This window comes from Microbacterium algeriense, from assembly GCF_008868005.1.
GTDB lineage: Bacteria > Actinomycetota > Actinomycetes > Actinomycetales > Microbacteriaceae > Microbacterium > Microbacterium algeriense.
The window spans coordinates 197,689-219,357 of record NZ_WAAO01000002.1 but is presented as its reverse complement, the minus strand read 5'-3'; the positions used below and the strand labels follow the sequence as shown (position 1 = coordinate 219,357).

Genomic DNA, 21,669 nt, shown 5'->3' with positions numbered 1-21,669 from the left:
TCCGGACGCGCGGACATCCTCGTGCTCCCGACGCGGGGCTGCCGAGGGAGCACCTCGGCATCTGTGCGCTCAGGGCGAAACCGGCGATGGCGGCCGATCCCGCCGGGCGCGTGCGCGATAGAGTTGCCCCAGTCCCCGAACTTCAAGGAGCACGCGTGGAAATCCGCATCGGCATCATCAACACCGGCCGCGAGCTGAGCTTCGACACCAGCACGAGCGCCGACGAGGTCCGCACCCAGGTCGCCGCGGCGCTGGAGCAGAGCGCGACCCACCTGAGCTTCGCCGATGTGAAGGGGAACTCGTACATCGTCCCCACCGCGAACCTCGCGTACATCGAGCTGGGAACCGAGGAATCGCGTCGCGTGGGCTTCGTCGCCTGACCCGCCGATGTACATCCTCCTCGCGCTCATCGCCGCGTGCGCACTGGGCATCGCCGTCCACTTCCTGATCGGCGGACGCGAGCTGCGCGGCGTCGCTCTCGCACCCGCGATCGCGACAGCGGTCTCGGCAATCGCCTACACGGGCCTGCAGTGGGCCGGCGTGGGCGAGGACAGCGTCTGGCTGTGGCTCGCGACCACCCTGGGTGCCGCGGCCGTCTCCGCGCTCGCGACGGCTGCGATCACCGGCATCCGCCGTCGTTCGGACGCTGCGGCGCGCGCGGCGCTCGGGATCTGACCCGCCGTCGAGGCAGGGGCGTCTAGGAGGCGAGTCCCATCGCGTCCATGCGTCGTGCATGCGCGCCCATGAGCTCGGTGTAGACCGGCTCGATGCGCTCCTCCTCCACGGCGAGCACCTCCGGCCGCAGCGCGGAGCGGCACACCAGGATCGTGTCGCCGACCAGCCGCCGCGCCCACATCGACAGCAGCGAACGCCACTCCTCGTCGCTCTCGATGGTCTCCTGGATGATCGCCACGATCTCGTGCCTTGCGTCGTCCTCACGGAGGATCTCCGCCACGCGACGGCCCGTGTCGCCGTAGCTGGAGGCGAGCGCGAGATAGAAGTCGTCGAGCATGCCCGCCGTGATGTAGACGGCCAGCAGCGTCTCGCGCGGCCGAGCTCCGATGGTCTTGCGCCGGAAGGCGTCGAGGTTCTCCCGGAACGGCAGCATGAGCTGCGTCGGATCGTCACCGCGCTCGGCGATGAGATCGACGATCCCGCGGTGCTTGGTCAGTGCCGCGCCGGCCGCCCGGGAGAGCGACTCCTTCTCTGTCAGCTCCGGCGTGGCGCGGATCAGGCGCGTCAGCGTCTCGAAGTACCCCAGCTGCAGGTACGCGGCCTGCCCGAGGAAGCGGTTGAGCTCCGGCGCCAGCTCGGCGAAGTCGATACGGGTCGCATCTCCCTGCTCGCCTCTGCTGCGAAGGGAGAGGGTGCGTCGGGGCGCGGCGTCGCGCTGCCAGAACCACTTAACCACGAGGTCGTCCTCCCGAGTTCACCACCTGGTTCACAATACCCGTGCGCGCCCGCTCTTCCTGGGCGACGGGCCCCCTCGGGTAGGCTGGGCGTGTCCCCGCCGTCGGAGCGGGGCCCCGCGCCTGTGGCACAAGAGACGGCGTGGCTCCGTTTACGTGGCGATCCCGCAGGGTCGCCGGACAGGCAATCTGAATAAAGTGACAACATTCGCTGATCTCGGCATCGATCAGGACATCGTCGACGCACTCGCCGCGAAGGGCATCGTCGACGCCTTCCCGATCCAGGAGCAGACCATCCCGCTCGGCCTCCCCGGCCAGGACATCATCGGACAGGCCAAGACCGGAACCGGCAAGACCTTCGGCTTCGGCATCCCCGTGGTCCAGCGCCTCGGCAAGGACCCGGAGCACGGCGTCAAGGCGCTCATCGTGGTGCCGACGCGTGAACTCGCGGTGCAGGTCTACGAGGACATCGACCTGCTGACGAGCAACCGTTCCACGAGCGTCGTCGCCATCTACGGCGGGAAGGCGTACGAGGGCCAGATCGACCAGCTCAAGGCGGGCGCGCAGATCGTCGTCGGCACGCCCGGACGTCTGATCGACCTCGCCGGCCAGCGCCTGCTCGACCTGTCGAACGCGACCGAGGTCGTTCTGGACGAGGCGGACAAGATGCTCGACCTCGGCTTCCTCGCCGACATCGAGAAGATCTTCCAGAAGGTCCCGGCGGTCCGTCACACGCAGCTGTTCTCGGCCACCATGCCCGGCCCGATCGTCGCGCTCGCGCGTCGCTTCATGACGAACCCGATCCACATCCGCGCCAACGACCCCGACGAGGGGCTCACGCAGGCAAACATCAAGCACCTGGTGTACCGGGCGCACTCGATGGACAAGGACGAGGTCATCGCCCGCATCCTGCAGGCGGAGGGGCGCGGCAAGACGGTCATCTTCACCCGCACGAAGCGCGCTGCTCAGCGACTGGTCGACGAGCTCAACGACCGCGGCTTCAACGTGGGCGGTGTCCACGGCGACATGGGCCAGGACCAGCGCGAGCGCTCCATGGCGGCGTTCAAGGCCGGCAAGCGCGATGTCCTCGTGGCGACCGACGTCGCCGCCCGCGGTATCGATGTGGACGACGTGACCCACGTCATCAACCACACGATCCCCGACGAGGAGAAGACCTACCTGCACCGTGCCGGCCGCACGGGACGCGCCGGCAAGACCGGCATCGCCGTCACGTTCGTCGATTGGGAGGACCTGCACAAGTGGGCCCTGATCAACCGCGCACTGGAGTTCGGCCAGCCCGAGCCGATCGAGACCTACTCGTCGAGCCCGCACCTGTACGAGGACCTCGACATCCCCCAGGGCACGAAGGGTCGACTGGTCTCGGCACCGAAGACGCAGGCCGTGAAGACCGAGCGCACGCGCCGACCGGAGAGGGCAGCGGACGCGGCGGAGCAGGGCACGGACGAAGGCGGGACGCGTCGCCGTCGCCGTCGCCGTGGAGCATCGACGCCCGTCGGCTCGACGTTCGCCGAAGGCGCGACCGACAACACCTCCGGCGAGGGCCAGTCCTCCGCTCCGGCTGACCGTGACGCGGAAGGCGCCGGCACCCACGACGGCGCGGGCAAGGAGCACCACGACGGCAAGCCCGCCCCCGCACGTCGTCGCCGTCGCCGCCGCGGCGGTTCCGGCGCGGGCGCCGCTCCCGTCGCGGGCGCTTGACTCCTGAGCACTAGTGAGGGGCGCGTGTTGCGGATCATCCGCGGCACGCGCTCCTCTGCTTACACAAGCAGCGCTCCCCTAGCGGACTCTTCTGACGCGCGTTAGCGTGGTGGTAACGTGTTACACGCTATTGAGATGAGGGAACTGTGGTCACAATCAACAGTCCTGGGCTCTGGCAACGCGCACGGGTGCAAGCCGCGAACTGCGCCGACGACATGTACATCGGCTGGCGGTCGTACAAGAACGTTGCCTCGTCCGCCTTCAACAACGGTCGCTATCAGGCGTCCTACCTCTACGCGGGGACATACAAGACGGGAAGATCGATCTCCTTCCCGAAAGGGACGGGCGTGCCGAACCTCGGAACGCTGAGCTTCAATGACAACGCCGAGTCCGGCTACTTCGATACGACCCGCAGCGGTTCCGGTTCGGCTCTCTGCCTGTGAAGCACCGGTGCGTGTGCCGAAGGCGCTGGGCTCTGCTGACGCTCGCTGTCGTCCTCACCGCGGGTGCCGTCGGCTGCACCCCCGCAGCGCTCCAGACCGGTGAGAGAGTGCGGAACCAGGCCCTGTGGACGATGCCGCTCGACGAGTTCTACGTGTACTCCCCCGAACTCGACAACTACGCAGAGCAACTGCAGATCGCGAAGTGTGTGCGCGCGCAGGGACGTGACTGGCCCGTGCCCTGGCAGAACACCGATTTCCCGCAGGCGGAGAACGTCAACACCACGGGACTGCGACTGTTCACCCTGGACATCGCCCGGCAGTGGGGCTATCGGCTGGCCCCGCCAGCGGATCCGGAGAGCGCGCGGCTATGGGAGGAGTTCGCCACGACCGCAGACGCCTTCTTCCCCGATGCGGAACTGGACGAGATCCTGCTCCATTGCACCGATGAGGTGAGGACCGTCGATGCCGAGTTCACGACCACATTCGACGGAGTCAACTATCTCTCCGGCTTGGCGCTTCAGGCGGAGGAGGTGGTCCTACAGGATCCAGCGGTGATCGAGGCGACGGCCCAGTGGCGCGATTGCCTCGAACCGCTCGTGAGCTTTTCGCTGCGGTCGATTCGCGACCCCTGGACCGAAATGCCTCCGAGATCCGCCGCGACGGCCTGGGGCGACACCGCAGACGGTACCGGCACGCCTTCCGCCGAGGAGATCGCCGTCGCGATGGCCGACGCGGAATGCCGCGATTCCAGCGGCCTCGCCGGCACCAAGTACGAGAGGAGCTGGGATGAACAGCAGAACCTCGTCGATCAGAACCGCGACAAGCTCGACCGCATCCGCGAGGCGGCCGCCGAACGCAAGGCGAAGCTGCTCACGATCGTGGCTGAGAACGCACCGAAGGCACCATGAGGCCCCAAAAGCCACTCGGCCGATCCCGTCTTATCGCACCGGCCGCGGTGACGGCGATCATCGCGGTCCTGGGAGCCGGATTCTGGTTCGCCGCCCAGTTCCAGTCATCCGCACAGCACGAGGCGAATGCCAAGGCCCCATCACCCGGCCCGGTGCTCGCGGAGGTGACCCACGGCACGCTGGCTGAGGAGATGAGGTTCACCGGCCACGTCGGCCCCTCGCTGCAGACCCCCGTGACATTGCTCCCGATCCCCGAGACATCGATCGCGGTTGTCACCGGGCACCCGCTGGAAGCGGGAGCCTCCACGGCGTCGGGGCAGTTGCTCACCGAGGTCAATGGGCGACCGGTGTTCGGGGTGCACACACCTTTCGCTTTTTATCGCGACATAGGTCCTGGCGATCGAGGACCGGATGTCGAAGCGCTGCAGATCGCACTGGCGGCGCGGTCTTATCCGGTGAAACCGGACGGGCGCTACGGGGCTGAGACGGCCGCGGCCGTCCGGCGGTGGTACCGGGACAGCGGCTACGACGCCGCCAGTCGCAGTACCACGGACACAGAGAAGGACCGCCAGGGCGGCGGTGACGCCCCCGTCACCAGCCCCTCTCCGATGCCATCCACCGGGGAATACGTGCCCCTCACCGAGCTCGTGGCAATCCCCACCTCGTCGGCTCGCGTCGTCCAGGGCGTGCAGATCGGTCAGCGCGTGGCGGAAGAAGGAAGACCGGATCTCATCCTGGGTTCCGCTGACCTCGTCGTCACGGTGGTGGTGTCGGTCGCCGAGCTGGGTGATGTCCGCGCGGGAGACGGCGCGACGGTCTCGGTCGACGGCGCCGAAATCGGGGGCGTGGTCGGTGATATCACCCCAACCGCCACTGCCGAGCCCGACGCTGGCTCCCCTTCCGCGGCGGAGGACAGCGGCGCCGCATCGGACGTCACCTTCGTCGTCACGCCCGCGACGTCGTTGCCCGCCTCTGCGAGCCGGGCGCAGGTGACGGTGATCGAGGAGATCGTGGCCGAGGATGCTCTGATCGTCCCGGTCCTCGCCGTCTCCGATCGAGGACGAGGGAAGTCCGTTCTGCGCACCCAGCAGGACGACGGGACCATCATGGAGGTGCCGGTCACCGTTCTGGGCAGCGTGCACGGCGAAGTCGCTGTGAAGCCGACGGAAGACCGTGCTCTGGAAGCAGGCGACCGTGTCGTCGTCGGCTGATCAGCCAGTGATACGGATGAGAGGCGTGCAGCGGACGTTCTCCGCCGCGGGGCGGCCGGATGTCCGAGCCCTGCGCGGCATAGACCTCGACATCCCCCGGGGCGAGTTCGTCGCCGTCATCGGTCCCTCGGGAGGCGGAAAGACGACCCTCTTGAACATCCTGGGCCTTCTCGACGCCCCCACGTCGGGGTCCTACCACCTCGACGGGCAGGCGGTGCACGCCAACGGCGGACCGGAGGCGGCGAGCGTGCGCGCCCGCACGATCGGCTTCGTGTTCCAGGCATTCCACCTCCTCGAGGGACGGCCTGCCGTCGACAGCATCGAACTGAATCTGCTGTACCGGGGCACCCCGCGCGCGGAACGGCGCGAGAAGGCGCTCCGTGCGGCAGCGGCGGTCGGTCTCGACGACCGCTTGTACCAGAGCACATCGACCCTGTCGGGAGGGCAGCGGCAACGCATCGCCATCGCGCGAGCCATCGCCGCCGAGGCGAAGCTGATCCTCGCCGACGAACCGACCGGGAACCTCGACTCCGCCAACGCGGCTCGGGTGCTCGACGAGCTCGAGCGTCTCCATCGCGACGGGGCGACGGTCATCGTCGTCACGCACTCCCCCGAGGTCGCCCAACGGGCTCATCGAGTCATCCGCATCGTCGACGGAACGGTGGTGTCGGATACGACACGGCCGAATGCCGCCGTGCCCCCGACGCGCGCTCCGGCCGGAGTGGCAGCACCGGCTCCGTGCCCACGAGAAGCCCAAGGCCCCCCGAGGAGTCCCGGGAAGACGAGTGTCCGGATCTGCGACATGCTCCGCGACACGTGGGCCTCGCTATTGTCACGAAGACGGCAATCCATCGGTCAGACACTCGCCGTCGCGATCGCCGTAGCATTGACGATCACCACGCTCGGCCTGTCGACGTCCGCCCGCGCGCAGGTCTCCGCGACGTTCGACGCACATGTGAACCGAGAGGTCTCCGCGACCTGGTCGACCGCGCTCCCGCACGCCCTGCCCCTCGTGACGGTGGCGGACACCGTCGACGAGCTCAGCGGGGTCGAGGCCTCCGCGGTCGTCGTCGACCTCTCGGTGGGCACCGTTTCGACGTTCGCGGAGTCCCGACAGGTCCAGCCGCACGTCGCCTTCGGAGACGTTGCAGCTGCGGCACGATTGTCCATCGACGGGGCCGCATGGCATGACGGGAGGCTCGGGGCGGGTGAGGTCTTCGTGGGAGACCTCCTCGCACAGGACTTGCAGCTCAGCAGCGTCGATGCCGCCCCGACCGTGGACATCGACGGCAGCACCTATGTCGTCGCGGGCCTCATCACCGAATCATCGCGCCTGCCCTTGCTCCGGGGGGAGGTCGTCATCGGGCCTCGGGACGACCTCACTGCAAGGGGACCGATCGATGTGACGATGCTCGCGGTGACGCAGCCCGGCGCGGCACAGCAAGTCGCCGCCCAACTCGCCGCCGCGCTGAACGCCTTCGAGTCGGAGCAGATCGCGGTCGCCGCCCCGACGGACTCCGCGCAACTGCGCGGACAGATCGAGCAGGGCGTTCAGGCGACGCTCACGGCGTTCACAGTGCTCGCCCTGATCGTGGCGATCGCCGCGCTCATGAACGCGACGCTACTCGCCCTCAATTCTCGCCGCGGCGAGATCGGCATGCGCAAGGCTCTCGGCGCGCGGAGCCGGCAGATCGGCGGGCTCATCACCCTGGAGTCGGCGGGCATCGGCATCGTCGGCGGCGCGGCTGGGCTGGTACTCGGCATGGGCGCCATCCTCGCGGTCACGATCACGCAGCGATGGACGCCCGTCTTCGACGTCGCACTGCTTCCGCTGGCGATAGCCGTCGGTCTGGTCGTCGGCGCGGGCGGAGGCGGGCTGGCTGCCGTTCGCGCCGCTCGGCTGCGTCCTGCGGAGAACCTTCGGAATTGACGGGCGCAGCGCGCAGGGAGGATGACGATCGGGCCGACGACTGCGCGCTCATGCCATCGTCAAGGTCGGACACGCCGCCGATCATCGACGGGCTCGCTCCGCAACACCGCTGCCGGAACCTGCGGCGGATAGACCCAGGCGACCAGCACCACCGAGATGATCATCAGCAGGAACCACGAGGTCAATTTGCTGGGCGACACCGGCTGCCAACCTCCGGCCTGGTCGGGATACGCCCAGGCGCCGGCCCAGGTGCCGATGTTCTCGGCGAGGTAGATGAAGAGGGCCACTCCGGCGAACACGAGCAGAAGCGGCAGTCGGATCGTGCGACGCCAGACCCGGGCGTGCATCACCGTCGGCAGCCACAGCAGCACGACGCCGGCGAGCAGCACCCATCGCGCGTCCCACCACCAGTGGTGCGTGAAGAAGTTGAGGTAGATCGCCGCGGCCAGAATCGCCGTCATCCAGCGTCGGGGATATCGGGTGAACCCGAGGTCGAACAGGCGGTACACGCGGACCATGTACGAGCCGACGGCCGCATACATGAAGCCGCTGAACAGCGGGACTCCGCCGATGCGGAGCACACCGTCCGCCGCGTATGCCCAGGAGCCGACATCGGTCTTGAACAGCTCCATGGCTGTGCCGGTGATGTGGAACAGCACGATGACCCACAGTTCCCGTCCGCTCTCAAGTCGGAAAGCGAGCATCGCGACCTGGATCAGCACGGCGGCGATCGTCATCGCATCATTGCGGGCGAGCGGCGCGTCGTCCGGGTACCAGAGGCGTGCGGCCACGATCACGACCAGCAGCGCCGCGCCGAAGACGCAGGCCCATGCCTGTTTCAGGATGAACACCGCGAACTCGATCAGGCCGGCGCGGATGCCGTTCGCCGGGGCATCGCGGAGGACGCGATGGGCGAGCGCATCGACGCGGCGCTCCAGAGATGTCGCTCGCTGCATGCCTCGGACGGTATCGGTTCCGTTCGACAGCGCGCAGAGAGATCGCCGACAGTACGCCGAGGATCAGGGAAAACGCGGTGCGGTACCGGTGCCGCGTGCTAGGAGCCGCGCCACCATCTCCTCCGACGTGGTGTGCTCGCCGGGACGGTTCGGCTTGCCGGTGCCGTGGTAGTCGCTCGACCCGGTGACGATGAGGTCGTGCGTCGCGGCGATCCGTCGCAGCTCGCGCTTGCCCGCCTCGGTGTTCTCCCGGTGGTCGATCTCGAAACCGCCGAGCCCCGCCTCGATCAGGCGCTCGATGTACGGCTCGGGCATCATGCTGTCCCGACCGCTCGTCACGGGGTGGGCGATGATCGCCACTCCCCCGGCATCGGTGATCAGACGCACCGCGGTGAGCGGATCCGGCGCATAGTGGGGCTCGTAGTACCCCTCCCGCGGGTGCAGGATGCCGTCGAAGGCCTCCGTGCGGTCGCGCACGATGCCGCGCGCCACGAGCGCATCGGCGATGTGAGGCCGCCCGACCGTCGCGTCGAGCGTGGTCTGGGCGAGCACGTCATCCCAGTTCAGGTCGTAGTCGCGCCCGATGTTCCGGACGATGCGCTCCGCCCTCCCGATCCGATCGCCGCGGATGCGGTCGGTCTCGGCACGGAGCGCCTCGTCATCGGGGTCGAAGAGGTACCCGAGCACATGGACGCTCCGCCACCCGTGCTTCGCCGACAACTCCATGCCGGGGAGGAAGGTCATCCCCAGAGCGACCGCGGCGTCTCCGGCCTCCTGCCATCCGGTCGACCGGTCGTGGTCGGTGAGGGCGAGGGTGCGGACGCCGTGGGCGTGCGCCTGTGCGACGACCTCGGCGGGCGACTCCGTGCCGTCGGAATGGTTGGAGTGCAGATGCAGGTCGGCGGGGCCGGAGAACCCGTGTGACGCGGAGGACATCCTCTGAGCGTACCGAGCACCGGAGCAAGGGGACGCGAAGTCGACGTCGGGATGTCGGGGAGGGACTTCACAGGCGGCGCTTCTAGGCTTGAGGGGATGTTTCGTCTCCTGGGGATCCTCTTCACCGTGCTGCTCGCGATCGCGACGGCGGTCGTGGTGTGGCCGCAGTTCTTCCACCTCGAGCAGACCTACCCGTTCGCGCAGCTCGTCGCGGCCCGGGGCATCGTGCTCGGCGGTTTCCTCGTGGTCGCCGTCGTCGCGCTGCTGCTGCTGTTCGCGAGGCCCCTGCGCGGCTTCGCCGCGTCCGTCCTGATCGTGGCGCTGCTCGGCGCTGCAGCCACCGCCGCCATCGGAGCGGTCCGCGGCTTCGGCGCCTCCGCCCTCCCGGACGCGACGGACACCAGCGTCCGGGTGCTCACCTGGAACACAGCGGGCGAGGCGGTGACGGCCGAGAGGATCGCGCAGGAGATCCTCGACCAGGGCGCGGACATCGTCGCGCTCCCGGAGACCACCGAGGCCGTCGGCGAGCGCATCGCGATCATGCTCCGCGAACAGGGTCACCCGATGTGGGTGCACCACGTGCAGTTCCGCCCGGATGTGCAGGACGGCCCGCAGTCGTGGCAGACGACGGTGCTGGTCGCGCCGGACCTGGGCGAGTACTCGGTGATCGAGTCCTCGAAGGACGGCTCGAACAACACCGGCTCGGTGCCGAGCGTCGTCCTGATGCCGGTCGACGGCTCGGGACCGACCATCGTCGCCGTGCATGCGGTCGCACCGCGCATGGAGGAGATGCAGCAGTGGCAGAGCGACCTGCAGTGGATCGCCGACCAGTGCCCGCGGGGCGACTTCATCCTCGCCGGCGACTTCAACGCCACGGTCGACCACATGGCCCCGCTGGGCGTGGACGGCGGAGACATCGGCTACTGCCGGGATGTCGCCTCGCGGACCGGCAACGGACTCGCCGGCACCTGGCCGAGCTCGCTTCCTCCGCTGGCGGGTGCCCCCATCGACCACGTGATGGCATCCGGGAACTGGACTCCGACCGGCTCCGCGGTGCTCGATGACGCGGGCGGCAGCGACCACCGCGCGCTGGTCGTGCAGCTCGAGCCCGCGCGCTGAGATCCCGCGACCGCCCCTCAGGTGACAGACTGGAGGGATGAGCACCGGAGAGCGCGACACGATCGCAGAGCCCACTGTCGAAGCCACCGCGGACAACGGCACGACCAACCGCAAGCAGCCGTTCCCGCAGGGCTTCCTCGACACGATCTCGACGGGATGGTCCGAGCGCCCGGAGACTCTTCCCGCTCCTCGAGCGCAGGCTCCGTACGCCGCCGTCCGCCGGGCCGCCGTCTCGGCCGCCTTCCCCGGGAAGCGGCTCGTGATCCCGGCCGGCTCGCTCAAGCAGCGCAGCAACGACACCGACTACGTCTTCCGCGCGCACTCCGCTTTCGCCCACCTCACCGGCTGGGCGTCGGATTCCGAGCCGGACTCGGTGCTCGTGTTCGACCCGTCCGACTCCGGACACGACGTCACCCTCTTCTTCCGCGAGCGCGCCGACCGCACGACGACCGAGTTCTACGCCGACGCCACCGTCGGCGAGTTCTGGATCGGCCCGCGCCCGTCTCTCGCGGGTGTCGCGGCCGACCTCGACATCGCCACCGCGCACCTGGACGGCTTCCGCTCCGTCGAGGGCGAACTGGTGCTCGATGTGGATGATGCGCTCACGCGCTTCGTGTCGGAGCTGCGTCTGATCAAGGACGAGTTCGAGATCGCGGAGATGCGCCGCGCGGTGGACATCACCGCCCAGGGCTTCGACGACATCATCCGCGAACTGCCTGCCGCTGTCGCGCACGCCCGCGGCGAGCGCGTGGTCGAGGGGGTCTTCCACCGGCGCGCCCGCGAGGACGGCAACGGCGAGGGCTACGACACGATCGCCGCGTCTGGGCCCCACGCCTGCTACCTGCACTGGACCCGTAACGACGGCACGGTCGTGCCGGGAGACCTGATCCTCGTCGATGCGGGCGTCGAGGCGGACAGCCTGTACACGGCCGACATCACCCGTACGCTCCCCGTGTCGGGATCCTTCACGGACGTGCAGCGTCGCGTGTACGAGACCGTGCGCGAGGCTGCGGACGCCGCGTTCGAAGCCGCCAGGGTGGGAGTGCGCTTCCGCGACGTGCACGCGGCGGCGATGAAGGTGATCGCCGAGCGGACCGCCGAGTGGGGGCTGCTTCCGGTCTCCGCCGAGGAGGCGCTCGATGCGGACAAGGGCGGACAGCACCGCCGCTACATGGTGCACGGCACGTCGCATCATCTCGGCATCGACGTGCACGACTGCGCCCAGGCCCGCAGGGAGATGTACTACGACGGCATCCTCACGCCCGGGATGGTGTTCACGATCGAGCCGGGACTCTACTTCCAGATCGACGATCTCACCGTCCCCGCGGAACTGCGCGGCATCGGCGTGCGCATCGAGGACGACATCCTGATGACGGAGGACGGGCCCGTGAACCTGTCCGCCGGCATCCCGCGCACCGCGGACGAGGTCGAGGCCTGGATCGCGCGCCTGCACGCCTGAGATCCGATGCACGAGGACGAGCTCGCGCTCGACGATGCCGTCGCGGCGCGGCTGATCGCCGGAAGGTTCCCCGAGCTGGGCGACCGGGAGCTGCGTCCGGTGCCCGGATCCGGAACCGTGAACCGGATCTTCCGTATCGGGGAGGATCTGGTCGCGCGCTTCCCGAGGCTCGGCGCGACCGTCGCGGACCTCCGACGCGAAGCTGCGGCGCTCGACGAGTTCGCTGCCGTGTCACCCGTCGCGGCCCCGCGCCCGTACGGCATCGGCGCGGCGACGCCGGACCATCCCTCCGCCTGGTCGGTGCAGACGTGGGTCGAGGGCGACCCGGCCGATCCCACGCGCTTCGCCGACTCCGCTCGGCTCGCTCGCGATCTGGCCGCGCTCATCGTGGCGCTGCGCAGGACGGACCTGCGCGGCCGTGTGTTCGACGGGCAGGGCCGCGGCGGCGAGCTCTCCGATCACGACGACTGGCTCACCGAGTGCTTCGCACGGAGCGGGCACCTCGTCGACGTGCCCCGTGCGGCCGCCCTCTGGCAGGAGCTGCGGACGATCCCCGCCGCGGGCCCGCCGGCGATGAGCCACCGCGACCTCACCCCCTTCAACCTCCTCGCGCAGGGCCTCGGAAACGATGCGCGCCTGGTCGGTGTCCTGGACGGCGGGGGTTTCGGCCCGGCGGACCGCGCCCTCGACCTCGTCGCGGCGTGGCACCTGTTCGACGCACCGGCCCGCCGGCAGCTCCGCGACGGTGTCGCCGCCGAAGACGGCGAGTGGCTCCGGGGCGCGGCATGGGCCCTGCAGCAGGCGATGGGGCTCGTCTGGTACTACGAGCACACGAGTCCGGACCTGAGCGCACTCGGCCGCTCCACGATGCGGCGCCTGCTCACGGACGTCGACCTGTCCGCGCTCCTCGACTGAGGCGCGTCAGCGGTCCGCTGCGCCGCGGACGAAGTCGGCGACGAGCGGGGCGAGGGACGCGCCGATCTCCGCAGCGGGACGTCTGCGGCCCTTCACCTCGAAGGTGTGCCCTGCACCCTCGATCCACTCCACCCGCGCGTCCTGGCAGCTCGCCAGCGCCTCCTCGAACTGCGAGAGAGGTTGGATGAACGGGTCGGTCGTGCCTTCGACGAAGAGCTGCGGCACCGCGATCAGGGGCAGGTGCTCCACCCGGGGCCTGTCCGGACGGCCAGGGGGGTGCAGCGGATAGCCCAGGTAGGCGAGGCCGTCGACGACGAGACCGTCGGCGACCGCCATCGACGCCATCCGTCCGCCGTAGGACTTCCCCGCCGCCCAGACCGTCGCCGCCGGCTCGCGGATGCGAGCGAACTCCACCACGCTCCGCCAGGTCGCGACGGCGTGCGCGGCGGGCCCCGGCATCCGGCGCCCCTGCTCGACGTAGGGGAAGTTGAAGCGGAGCGTCGAGAAGCCCTCGTCGTTCAGCGCGTCGGCGAACCCGGTGAGGAACGGATGATCCTTCCCCGTGCCGGCGCCGTGCGCCACGGCGATGATCGCGCCGTTGTCACCGTCGACCCAGTCGGCCGTGATCGTCACGTCGCCCGCAGGCAGCGGGACGAGGATCTCGACCATCAGCAGAGCGGGCGGCGCGTCACGCCCGGCCGCCCTCAGGACCCTCGACGCCCGGGATCGCCGGTCCGGCGGGACGGGGCGTGCCGTCGGGCTCCGCCTCCGGTTCTCCGGCCTCGGGCTCCGCGGGAGGCTGCGGGTCAGCAGGTCGCGGCGGGATCACGGGTTCTTCCGGTGCCGGAGCGGGAGCGGTCCCTCCCGGCGCGATCCGCTCGCCGTACTTCGGCGGCTCGTCGAGGTTCACCGGCGGACGCACCGGGGCGACGCGCGCCGCTCCCAGGACCTGGCGCGCCTTGGACAGCGACGTCGCCATCACCGTGACCTCGTAGTGGTCCGCGGCGAACTGCGTGACGCTGGCGAAGTCGCGCCGACGACGCACGATCGCGTAGGTGACGAGGCTCAGGATCATCCCGACCGCGACACCGATGAACACGAAACCGACGAACAGCTGGATCGGCACCTCCGGGTTCCCGAGGACCAGGATCGCCGACAGGAAAAGTCCGATCAGCACGCCGTTGATGGCGCCGGAGCGGGCGGCCGCGGCGTAGCCGAGCTTGCCGGTCACGCGTTCGACCGTGCGGACGCTCTGACCGACGATCGCGATGTCGCGGGCGGGCACCTCCCCCGCGATCAGCTTCGAGACCGTCTTCTGCGCGCTCTCGTAGTCGCGCGTCGACGCGACGATCTCGCCGGTGTCCGTGCCGTTCGCGGGGCGGTTCAGCATGCTCATCCGGCTATTCTTCCACGCGCACCCCCGGAAGGCCCGAGGCGCGACCCGACCCGCCGCCGGTCCGACCCGCCGACTACGCTGGAGAGGTGAGCACACAACGGGTTTTCGCCGCGCGCCTCGCCGGGTGCGCCGTCTTCGATCCCGTCGGCGACCGGCTCGGCAAGGTCCGGGATGTCGTCGTGGTGTACCGAAGTACCGCGGCGCCCCGCGTGATCGGCCTCGTGGTCGAGATCCCGGGACGACGGCATGTGTTCCTCTCCATCGGGCGCGTCACGTCGATCCGCTCGGGTCAGGTCATCACCACCGGGCTCATCAACGTGCGCCGATTCTCCCCGCGTGCCGGGGAGGTGCGCGTGCTCGCGGAGATGCTCGGCCGCCGCGTGAGCTTCGCGGACGGCAGCGGCACGGCAGTGATCGAAGACGTGGCCATCGAACCGAACCGCCTGGGCGAATGGGCGATCAGCCAGCTCTTCCTGCGCCGTCCGAAGACGAGCGCGTCCCCGTTCGCGAAGGGTCCGACGACGTTCGCCGCCTGGAGCGAGGTCGCCGAAGAGCGCGCGCCGGGCGAGTCGCAGTCGGCGGAGCAGCTCGTCGCGTCCTACTCCGAGCTGCACGCCGCCGATCTCGCCAACACCCTGCTCGATCTGCCGCAGCAGCGCATGATCGAGGTGGCCGAAGAGCTGTCCGACGACCGACTCGCCGACGCGCTCGAGGAGATGCCGGAGGACGAGCAGGTGCACATCCTCGACCGGCTGGGCGATGAGCGCGCGGCCGACATCCTCGACCAGATGGAACCCGACGACGCGGCCGACCTGCTGGCTCAGCTCGACCCGGACCGTCTGGAGCAGCTCCTCGAGCTCATGGAGCCGGAGGAGGCAGAGGACGTCCGTATGCTGCTGCGGTACGGGCCGGACACCGCGGGCGGTCTGATGACGCCGGAGCCGATCATCCTGTCGGCCGACGCGACCGTCGCGGAGGCACTCGCCCTCATCCGCCGCCACGAACTGCACCCCGCCCTCGCGGCCGCGGTCTTCGTCACGCTCCCGCCGTTCGAGACGCCGACGGGGCGTCTGCTCGGCATGGTGCACTTCCAGCGGATGCTGCGTTACCCGCCGCACGAGCGGCTCGGCGCGATCATGGACGACAGCCTCGAACCCGTGCCGGTCACGGCCTCCGCTGCCGAGGTCGCCCGCATGCTGGCCAGCTACGACCTCGTGTCGCTCCCGGTCATCGATGCGGCGCACCGCCTGGTGGGAGCCATCAGCGTCGACGACGTGCTCGACTACCTGCTGCCGGACGACTGGCGCTCGCACGATGCCGATGACGCCCCCTCCCCCGCGAAGGACGTGCGCTGATGGCGCGGCAGCAGCCTCGGCTGGATGCGCCGGGACGCACGGGAAGCCGCCCGCGGACGACATCGCGCGACCGCTTCGGGCGGTTCACGGAATGGGTGGCGCGGGCGATGGGCACCCCCGCGTTCCTGCTCATCCTCAGTCTCTTCTGCGTGCTCTGGATCGGGTGGAACACGCTGATGCCCGATCACCTGCGCTTCGATGACGCCGCCCTCGGTTTCACCGCCCTCACTCTCATGCTGTCCCTGCAGGCGTCCTACGCCGCGCCGCTGATCCTCCTCGCCCAGAACCGGCAGGACGACCGGGACCGCGTGCAGATCGAGCAGGATCGGCAGCGCGCGGAGCGCAACCTCGCCGACACCGAGTACCTCGCGCGCGAGATCGTGGCGCTGCGGATGTCGCTCGAGGAGCGCAACTCCCAGGCGGTGACCCGCGACGTGCTGCGGCAGGAGCTGAAAGCCCTCCTCGCCGAGCTGGGCGACGACGGGGAGAAGCCCGCGACGGGCAGCGCATCGTGAGCGGGGCCGAGCTCGTCCGGTCCGCGGTGTCCGCCGTGACCGATCCGGAGCTGCGCCGGCCCATCGGCGAGCTCGACATGGTGCGCGAGATCACCGTCGAGGGCGACACCGCGCACGTGGGCATCGTCCTGACCATCGTCGGATGCCCCGCGGCCGCCCGCATCGAGTCGGATGTGCGCCGAGCGGCCGCGGCGGTCCCCGGTATCGGAGCCGTCGAGGTGCAGGTGGGAGTCATGACGCCCGCCGAGCGGAAGGCGCTCACCGAGAAGCTGCGCGCTGGCAGGCCGGCCCGCGAGATGCCCTTCGGCCCCGACTCCCTGACGCGGGTGATCCTCGTCTCCAGCGGCAAGGGCGGCGTGGGGAAGTCGACCGTGACGGCGAACCTCGCCGTCGCGCTCGCAGATCAGGGGCTGTCGGTCGGTCTCGTCGACGCAGACGTGCACGGCTTCTCGATCCCCGGCCTGCTCGGCGTCCCGTCCGGCACCCAGCCGACGCGGATCGACGACCTCATGCTGCCGCCGGTCGCCTACGGGGTGAAGACGATCTCGATCGGCATGTTCCTCCGCGACGGCGAGTCCGTCGTCGCGTGGCGTGGTCCGATGCTGCACCGCACGGTCTCCCAGTTCCTCACGGACGTGTTCTTCGGCGACCTCGACGTGCTCCTCATCGACATGCCGCCGGGCACCGGAGACATCGCGATCTCGATAGGACAGCTCCTCCCGCATGCCGAGGTCCTGGTCGTCACCACCCCGCAGACCGCGGCTTCCGAGGTGGCGATCCGCAGCGGGCTAGTCGCGCGCCAGACGGGGCAGCGCGTGATCGGCGTCGTCGAGAACATGGCGGCGTACACGCTCCCCGACGGCACCGTGGTGGATCTGTTCGGAGCGGGAGGGGGTGCGGCGGTCGCCGACGCCCTCTCGGAGCCGGGAGCGCCGGTGCCCCTGCTCGCCTCCATCCCGCTGAGTCCTGCCCTCCGCGAAGGCGGCGACGCCGGAGTGCCCGTCGTCAGCACGAGGACCGACGACCCGGCGGCCGTGACCATCCGCGACCTCGCTGCCGCCTTGGCCCGGCAGGGGCGGGGCCTGTCCGGCCGGTCGCTGCCGATGTCGATCGGTTGAACACGCATGGGAGAATGAGCGGATGCCTCCTCGCTCCGTGACCGTCGATGAGGGTCTTCTGCGTCGGATGGCGCGCGACGCCGCGGTCTACTCGCTGACCCGGCCGATCGCGATCGTCATGTGGCTCGCCCTCGCCGGTGCTCTCGTCCTCGGCATCCTCAACCTCAGTGCGGGAACGTCGGGAGGGCGCGAGGTGAGCGCCATCGTGGCCTGGATGCCCGTCGTCATCGTCGCCCTGGCGCTGTTCGCGGTGGGGATGACCGTTTCCGGCGCCCGCACCGCCGTGCGCGCCGCGATGCCGGCGGAGTCGGTCGTGTGGCTCACCCTCGACGACGATCGGCTGCAGATGGGGAGCGGCCGACGACGCTCGGACATCCCCTACAGCACGTTCCAGCACCTCAGGGTCGGCCGGGATGCCGTCCTCCTGAAACTGCGGGACGCTTCCGTGGCGACGGCGATCCCCCGCGTGCTGCTGTCCGATGACGACATCGCGGCTCTGCGCGCACGGATCCGGTAGCCCGTCGGACCCTGCTCGGGTCGCCGCGGCCTCAGGTGGCTTCAGGGTCGAACGGCGGCCTGTTGGTGGCGCTGAACACCTCGGGAGCGCGACGGGGTGCGACCGGCTCCGCGATCGTCGCCGTGGCCTGCGCGGGTGTCGCGGGCTGCGGCTCCTCCAGGAGCGCGTCGCGGATGATGCGACGGGGGTCGTACTGCCGCGGGTCGAGCTTGCGCCAGTCCACGTCGTCGAGCTCCGGACCCATCTCCTCGCGGACACGGGACTTGGTGTCGCGGAGGTACTCCCCTGCCTTGCGCACCACCCGGGCGAACCCCTCGGCCGCACGGGGAAGACGGTCGGGACCGATGATGAGCACTGCGATGAGACCGATCAGCAGCAGCTTCTCGAAGGTGAGCCCGAACGTCATCTGTCCAGGCTACCGCCGCGCCTGCGGTCCCCGCACTCGCCGACCGAATACTCTGGAGAGGATCACAGGCAGGCAGGGAGAGACAGGCCATGAGCGAGCATGACGCCAACGCGCGTTTCCTGCGCGAGTCCATCGTGGAACCGGATTCCATCGCCCGCGCCCGTGCGCACGCCGTCGAGCTGGGCGCCGCTCCGATCAGTGCAGCCGTGGGCTCGCAGATCGCCGTCCTCGCGGCGGCCACCGGAGCGCGGTCGATCGTCGAGATCGGGACCGGCGCCGGGGTCTCCGGGCTGTGGCTGCTGCGCGGGGCGCCGCAGGCGGTCCTGACGTCGATCGACAACGAACCGGAGCATCTCGCCGCGGCGCGACAGGCCTTCTCGGATGCGAAGGTGCCGTCCACGAAGGCCCGCTTCATCACCGGCCGCGCGATCGACGTGCTGCCGCGGATGAACGAGGCCTCGTACGACATCGTGCTCGTCGATGCCGACCCGGACAACGTGATCGAGTACGTCGAGCACGGCCTGCGCCTGGCGCGCACCGGAGGGCTCGTGCTGGTTCCCCGCGTCCTCACCGGCGGCAAGGTCGCCGATCCCGTCCAGCGTGACGAGGTGACCTCCGCCTACCGGTCGCTGGTGCAGGAGACCCAGGAGTCGTCGGCGGTGCTGGCGACCGTGTCCTCCGCCGGCGAAGGACTCCTGCAGCTGGTCAGCCTCGCCGAACGCGACTGACGACACCGGCGCGAGCGCCACGCGACGAAGGGCGGTGGATCCGCAGATCCACCGCCCTTCGGATCCGCATGCGCGGGTCCTCGTTCGATCAGGCCGGTGCCACGACGGCGGCCAGCACGTCGTGAAGCTCCTTGGCCTCGGCGTCGTTCACAGAGACGACCAGGCGGCCGCCGCCCTCGAGCGGAACGCGCACGATGATGAGTCGTCCTTCTTTCACGGCCTCCATGGGTCCGTCTCCGGTCCTCGGCTTCATCGCTGCCATCGTGGCTCCCTTTCCTCCGGTGGTATGGATCGAGTTTATCGGGTGTCACCGGGACCTGGAGGTCACCGGACGACATTTGGATGAAGCATCGGCGTCAGGGCACCTGCCAGAACGTGCTGCCGAGCGCATACATGTGGTAGATCCAGACCCATTGGCCCAGCAGGCAGGCCACCAGGACACCGCAGCGCCAGAGGCGCGATCGGGGCACGGCGACCGCACCCCAGAGGGGGCTGAGGGGCAGCAGCAGGCGGAACGTGCTCGACTGCGGGAAGAAGACGGCGAGCAGATACAGCAGATATCCGGCGCTCCACAGTCGGAGGTCGGCACCCAGCGCGCGCACCTGCGGCAGGAGCAGCAGGGCGGCGCCGGCCGCGACCACCAGCAGCACGAGGGCGACCGGCCCCCATGTCTGCGGCATCCCCCAGAAGCCGAACCAGAACTGCGATGCCTGGATCCATCCCTCGAACGGCACGAAGCCGCCGACCCCGCCATCGATCCAGTGCCGGCGCCAGGCGAGCTCGGTGGCGAGATACGCTCCCGGGTCCCCCGTGACGATCCCGGCGATCACCTGCCAGGCGAAGCCGGTCGCCGTCGCCAGCACGCCGAGCAGGACGATGTGGACGATCTCCCTGACGACGAGCGGATCCTCGCGACGATGCACCCAGCGCAGCACGCCGTGCAGCCCAAGATAGAGGGCGAAGGCGAGAATGCCGGGGCGGGTGAACGCCATCACGGGGATGAGCAGATAGAGCCAGGCGTAGCGACGACGGATCGTCGCGTCCAACGCCAGGAACAGCAGCAGCAGGAACAGCGTCTCGGCGTAGCCCACCTGGAACATCGCGGCGAGCGGCCCCGAGGCGAAGAAGGCGACCGCCCACAGGGCGGCGGATCGGCCGATGCGGTCTCGAAGCAGGCGGTGCAGCGCGAGGCAGGCGAAGTATCCCGCTGTGAAGGACAGCAGGAACGCCCCGACGCCCCAGGAACCGAACACGAAGCCGACGATCTTGGCGGCGTATGCGAACACCGGCATGAAGGCCCAGGCGTTCTCGGCGACGTCCCCGCTCTCGGTGAGGGGCAGCGTGGACGGATAGCCGCTCTCGGCCACCAGCCAGTACCACTGGGCATCCCACCCCACCACGATGTCGCCGAGTCCGGCATCGGCGCCGAACCGCGACGTCGCCGTCGACAGGGCCGACGCGATCAGGAGGAACCCCGTCGTGATGATCCGCGCCGCGAGGTAGATGACGGCGATGCGTCCCGCGACGGGGAGCCGCGCCCAGCGCCGTGCCGTGCTCAGTGCGAGCCGAGCCATGCGCGCAGGCCCCGCTCGACGGCGTCGATCTGCGCGAGCGGTACTCGTTCTTCATCGTGGTGGGCGAGGTGCGGGTCTCCGGGGCCGTAGTTCACGGCGGGGATGCCCAGCGCCGAGAAGCGGGCGACATCGGTCCAGCCGTACTTCGGACGCGGCTCCGCGCCCACGGCAGCCACGAACCGCTGTGCGATCTCCGCATCGAGACCCGGGCGCGCGCCCTCGGCCGCATCGGTGATCTCCACATCGAAGCCGGCGAGCACGGCCCGGACGTGGGCCTCGGCCTCGGCGGCCGTCTTGCTCGGAGCGAAGCGGTAGTTCACCTCGACCTCGCAGGCGTCCGGGATCACGTTGCCGGCGACGCCACCCGCGATGCGCACGGCGCTCAGGCTCTCCCGGTAGAGCAGTCCCTCGACCATGACCTCCCTGGCGCGGTACTCCGCGAGTCTGGTGAGGATCGGCGCCGCACGGTGGATCGCGTTCTCGCCGATCCAGGCGCGCGCACTGTGGGCGCGCACGCCGCTGGTGCGCACGATCGCCCGCAGCGTGCCGTTGCATCCGCCTTCGACCTCACCGTTGGACGGCTCGCCCAGGATCGCGAAGTCGGCGCGGAAGAGATCCGGTCGGTCGGCCGCGAGCAGGCCGAGGCCGTTCTTCGACGCCTCGATCTCCTCGTTGTCGTACCACATCCAGGTGATGTCGATCGCAGGTTCCGTGAGCTCGGCGGCGAGCTTCAGCTGCACCGCGGTGCCGGCCTTCATGTCCACGGTCCCGCGACCCCAAATGAAGGGCTCCCCGTCGACCTCGATGTCGCGGGTGGGCAGGTTGGCGTTGATGGGGACGGTGTCGATGTGCCCCGCGATCGCGACGCGCTGCGGTCGACCGAGGTCGGTGCGGGCGACGATCGTGTTCCCGTGGCGGAAGACCTCCAGATGCGCGAGGGGCGTGATCGCCTCCTCGATCGCATCGGCCAGCGTCTTCTCATCGCCCGAGACGCTCGGGATGTCGCAGATCGCACGGGTGAGGTCCGCGGATGACGCGGTCAGATCGAGCACCAT

The 21,669-nt window shown here is 69.7% G+C and carries 24 protein-coding genes; 15 read left to right on the top strand and 9 right to left on the bottom strand.

Translation table 11 applies throughout. The features are described 5' to 3' along the window. Window positions 1–155: 155 nt before the first annotated feature. Window positions 156–380: a DUF3107 domain-containing protein gene (locus tag F6A08_RS08685; RefSeq protein ID WP_017203302.1), complete on the top strand. Its 225-nt coding sequence runs from the start codon at window positions 156–158 to the stop codon at window positions 378–380. 7 nt (window positions 381–387) lie between these two features. Next, window positions 388–675, top strand: coding sequence for a hypothetical protein (locus tag F6A08_RS08680; protein ID WP_151459255.1), 288 nt, complete (start codon window positions 388–390; stop codon window positions 673–675). A gap of 22 nt (window positions 676–697) precedes the next feature. Here the strand turns inward: F6A08_RS08680 and F6A08_RS08675 are convergent, their stop codons facing one another. Then, window positions 698–1,411: a ferritin-like fold-containing protein gene (locus F6A08_RS08675; protein ID WP_017203304.1), complete on the bottom strand. Its 714-nt coding sequence runs from the start codon at window positions 1,409–1,411 to the stop codon at window positions 698–700. Window positions 1,412–1,607: 196 nt separating this feature from the next. On the opposite strand from F6A08_RS08675, the gene F6A08_RS08670 reads away from it, so the two are divergent. The 5 genes from F6A08_RS08670 to F6A08_RS08650 all read left to right on the top strand — a co-directional run bounded on the left by F6A08_RS08670 (window position 1,608) and on the right by F6A08_RS08650 (window position 7,620). Further along, entirely contained in the window at window positions 1,608–3,128 is a 1,521-nt protein-coding gene (locus F6A08_RS08670) for a DEAD/DEAH box helicase (RefSeq protein ID WP_124895201.1), read from the top strand. Window positions 3,129–3,274: 146 nt separating this feature from the next. Further along, on the top strand, window positions 3,275–3,571 hold the full coding sequence (locus F6A08_RS08665) for a hypothetical protein (RefSeq protein ID WP_124895200.1): 297 nt from the start codon (window positions 3,275–3,277) through the stop codon (window positions 3,569–3,571). A 131-nt stretch (window positions 3,572–3,702) separates the two neighbouring features. After that, window positions 3,703–4,479: a hypothetical protein gene (locus tag F6A08_RS08660; protein WP_151459254.1), complete on the top strand. Its 777-nt coding sequence runs from the start codon at window positions 3,703–3,705 to the stop codon at window positions 4,477–4,479. Window positions 4,480–4,526: 47 nt separating this feature from the next. Next, window positions 4,527–5,690, top strand: coding sequence for a peptidoglycan-binding domain-containing protein (locus tag F6A08_RS08655; protein ID WP_017203308.1), 1,164 nt, complete (start codon window positions 4,527–4,529; stop codon window positions 5,688–5,690). 25 nt (window positions 5,691–5,715) lie between these two features. Further along, window positions 5,716–7,620, top strand: coding sequence for an ABC transporter ATP-binding protein/permease (locus F6A08_RS08650; protein ID WP_192576729.1), 1,905 nt, complete (start codon window positions 5,716–5,718; stop codon window positions 7,618–7,620). Between the two features lie 59 nt (window positions 7,621–7,679). Here the strand turns inward: F6A08_RS08650 and F6A08_RS08645 are convergent, their stop codons facing one another. Further along, entirely contained in the window at window positions 7,680–8,576 is an 897-nt protein-coding gene (locus F6A08_RS08645) for a DUF817 domain-containing protein (protein ID WP_017203310.1), read from the bottom strand. Window positions 8,577–8,639: 63 nt separating this feature from the next. Beyond that, on the bottom strand, window positions 8,640–9,512 hold the full coding sequence (locus F6A08_RS08640) for a PHP domain-containing protein (protein WP_151459252.1): 873 nt from the start codon (window positions 9,510–9,512) through the stop codon (window positions 8,640–8,642). A gap of 96 nt (window positions 9,513–9,608) precedes the next feature. Between F6A08_RS08640 and F6A08_RS08635 the strand changes: the two genes are divergently transcribed. From F6A08_RS08635 to F6A08_RS08625, 3 genes are read left to right on the top strand one after another with little or no spacing between them, the layout of a single operon-like run. Then, entirely contained in the window at window positions 9,609–10,631 is a 1,023-nt protein-coding gene (locus tag F6A08_RS08635; RefSeq protein WP_151459251.1) for an endonuclease/exonuclease/phosphatase family protein, read from the top strand. Window positions 10,632–10,668: 37 nt separating this feature from the next. Beyond that, window positions 10,669–12,090, top strand: a complete 1,422-nt coding sequence (locus tag F6A08_RS08630) for an aminopeptidase P family protein (RefSeq protein ID WP_124895194.1) — start codon at window positions 10,669–10,671, stop codon at window positions 12,088–12,090. A gap of 6 nt (window positions 12,091–12,096) precedes the next feature. Continuing rightward, window positions 12,097–13,005 carry an aminoglycoside phosphotransferase family protein gene (locus F6A08_RS08625; RefSeq protein WP_151459250.1) on the top strand — a complete coding sequence of 303 codons (909 nt, stop codon included), beginning with the start codon at window positions 12,097–12,099 and terminating at the stop codon, window positions 13,003–13,005. 6 nt (window positions 13,006–13,011) lie between these two features. On the opposite strand, the gene F6A08_RS08620 is transcribed toward F6A08_RS08625, so the two are convergent. Both F6A08_RS08620 and F6A08_RS08615 read right to left on the bottom strand, forming a co-directional pair. Continuing rightward, the gene (locus tag F6A08_RS08620; protein ID WP_017203315.1) at window positions 13,012–13,674 is read right to left on the bottom strand and encodes an alpha/beta hydrolase family protein; all 663 of its coding nucleotides are present in this window, start codon (window positions 13,672–13,674) and stop codon (window positions 13,012–13,014) included. Between the two features lie 19 nt (window positions 13,675–13,693). Then, window positions 13,694–14,401 (bottom strand): YflT domain-containing protein, encoded by a 708-nt coding sequence (locus F6A08_RS08615; RefSeq protein WP_151459249.1) that lies wholly within the window; start codon window positions 14,399–14,401, stop codon window positions 13,694–13,696. An 86-nt stretch (window positions 14,402–14,487) separates the two neighbouring features. Here F6A08_RS08615 and F6A08_RS08610 point away from each other — a divergent pair, with 86 nt between their 5' ends. The 4 genes from F6A08_RS08610 to F6A08_RS08595 are packed head-to-tail and all read left to right on the top strand — an operon-like array spanning window position 14,488 to window position 17,906. Continuing rightward, window positions 14,488–15,756 (top strand): magnesium transporter MgtE N-terminal domain-containing protein, encoded by a 1,269-nt coding sequence (locus F6A08_RS08610; protein ID WP_017203317.1) that lies wholly within the window; start codon window positions 14,488–14,490, stop codon window positions 15,754–15,756. Next, on the top strand, window positions 15,756–16,271 hold the full coding sequence (locus F6A08_RS08605; protein ID WP_017203318.1) for a DUF1003 domain-containing protein: 516 nt from the start codon (window positions 15,756–15,758) through the stop codon (window positions 16,269–16,271). The genes F6A08_RS08610 and F6A08_RS08605 overlap by 1 nt, the downstream gene beginning before the upstream one ends. Beyond that, window positions 16,268–17,389, top strand: a complete 1,122-nt coding sequence (locus F6A08_RS08600; RefSeq protein WP_151459248.1) for an Mrp/NBP35 family ATP-binding protein — start codon at window positions 16,268–16,270, stop codon at window positions 17,387–17,389. The genes F6A08_RS08605 and F6A08_RS08600 overlap by 4 nt, the downstream gene beginning before the upstream one ends. Window positions 17,390–17,411: 22 nt before the next feature. Continuing rightward, a complete protein-coding gene (locus tag F6A08_RS08595; protein ID WP_017203320.1) occupies window positions 17,412–17,906 on the top strand; it encodes a YcxB family protein in 495 nt (164 codons plus the stop codon). 31 nt (window positions 17,907–17,937) lie between these two features. Here F6A08_RS08595 and F6A08_RS08590 read toward each other — a convergent pair whose 3' ends face one another. Then, window positions 17,938–18,312, bottom strand: a complete 375-nt coding sequence (locus F6A08_RS08590; RefSeq protein ID WP_017203321.1) for a twin-arginine translocase TatA/TatE family subunit — start codon at window positions 18,310–18,312, stop codon at window positions 17,938–17,940. Between the two features lie 89 nt (window positions 18,313–18,401). Here F6A08_RS08590 and F6A08_RS08585 point away from each other — a divergent pair, with 89 nt between their 5' ends. Beyond that, on the top strand, window positions 18,402–19,040 hold the full coding sequence (locus tag F6A08_RS08585) for an O-methyltransferase (RefSeq protein WP_151459247.1): 639 nt from the start codon (window positions 18,402–18,404) through the stop codon (window positions 19,038–19,040). A gap of 88 nt (window positions 19,041–19,128) precedes the next feature. On the opposite strand, the gene F6A08_RS08580 is transcribed toward F6A08_RS08585, so the two are convergent. The 3 genes from F6A08_RS08580 to dapE all read right to left on the bottom strand — a co-directional run bounded on the left by F6A08_RS08580 (window position 19,129) and on the right by dapE (window position 21,669). Then, entirely contained in the window at window positions 19,129–19,302 is a 174-nt protein-coding gene (locus F6A08_RS08580) for a DUF3117 domain-containing protein (RefSeq protein WP_017203323.1), read from the bottom strand. A 94-nt stretch (window positions 19,303–19,396) separates the two neighbouring features. Further along, window positions 19,397–20,614, bottom strand: a complete 1,218-nt coding sequence (locus F6A08_RS08575) for a hypothetical protein (protein ID WP_151459246.1) — start codon at window positions 20,612–20,614, stop codon at window positions 19,397–19,399. Then, window positions 20,596–21,669, bottom strand: coding sequence for a succinyl-diaminopimelate desuccinylase (gene dapE / locus F6A08_RS08570; protein ID WP_151459245.1), 1,074 nt, complete (start codon window positions 21,667–21,669; stop codon window positions 20,596–20,598). The genes F6A08_RS08575 and dapE overlap by 19 nt, the downstream gene beginning before the upstream one ends.

What these genes read in the sequence shown, in the direction of transcription:
- F6A08_RS08680 (WP_151459255.1), top strand. Translation starts at nt 388, where the DNA reads ATGTACATCCTCCTCGCGCTCATCGCCGCGTGCGCACTGGGCATCGCC.
- F6A08_RS08660 (WP_151459254.1), top strand. Translation starts at nt 3,703, where the DNA reads ATGCCGCTCGACGAGTTCTACGTGTACTCCCCCGAACTCGACAACTAC.
- F6A08_RS08645 (WP_017203310.1), bottom strand. Translation starts at nt 8,576, where the DNA reads ATGCAGCGAGCGACATCTCTGGAGCGCCGCGTCGATGCGCTCGCCCAT.
- F6A08_RS08640 (WP_151459252.1), bottom strand. Translation starts at nt 9,512, where the DNA reads ATGTCCTCCGCGTCACACGGGTTCTCCGGCCCCGCCGACCTGCATCTG.
- F6A08_RS08635 (WP_151459251.1), top strand. Translation starts at nt 9,609, where the DNA reads ATGTTTCGTCTCCTGGGGATCCTCTTCACCGTGCTGCTCGCGATCGCG.
- F6A08_RS08630 (WP_124895194.1), top strand. Translation starts at nt 10,669, where the DNA reads ATGAGCACCGGAGAGCGCGACACGATCGCAGAGCCCACTGTCGAAGCC.
- F6A08_RS08625 (WP_151459250.1), top strand. Translation starts at nt 12,097, where the DNA reads ATGCACGAGGACGAGCTCGCGCTCGACGATGCCGTCGCGGCGCGGCTG.
- F6A08_RS08620 (WP_017203315.1), bottom strand. Translation starts at nt 13,674, where the DNA reads ATGGTCGAGATCCTCGTCCCGCTGCCTGCGGGCGACGTGACGATCACG.
- F6A08_RS08615 (WP_151459249.1), bottom strand. Translation starts at nt 14,401, where the DNA reads ATGAGCATGCTGAACCGCCCCGCGAACGGCACGGACACCGGCGAGATC.
- F6A08_RS08605 (WP_017203318.1), top strand. Translation starts at nt 15,756, where the DNA reads ATGGCGCGGCAGCAGCCTCGGCTGGATGCGCCGGGACGCACGGGAAGC.
- F6A08_RS08595 (WP_017203320.1), top strand. Translation starts at nt 17,412, where the DNA reads ATGCCTCCTCGCTCCGTGACCGTCGATGAGGGTCTTCTGCGTCGGATG.
- F6A08_RS08590 (WP_017203321.1), bottom strand. Translation starts at nt 18,312, where the DNA reads ATGACGTTCGGGCTCACCTTCGAGAAGCTGCTGCTGATCGGTCTCATC.
- F6A08_RS08585 (WP_151459247.1), top strand. Translation starts at nt 18,402, where the DNA reads ATGAGCGAGCATGACGCCAACGCGCGTTTCCTGCGCGAGTCCATCGTG.
- F6A08_RS08580 (WP_017203323.1), bottom strand. Translation starts at nt 19,302, where the DNA reads ATGGCAGCGATGAAGCCGAGGACCGGAGACGGACCCATGGAGGCCGTG.
- F6A08_RS08575 (WP_151459246.1), bottom strand. Translation starts at nt 20,614, where the DNA reads ATGGCTCGGCTCGCACTGAGCACGGCACGGCGCTGGGCGCGGCTCCCC.
- dapE (WP_151459245.1), bottom strand. Translation starts at nt 21,669, where the DNA reads ATGGTGCTCGATCTGACCGCGTCATCCGCGGACCTCACCCGTGCGATC.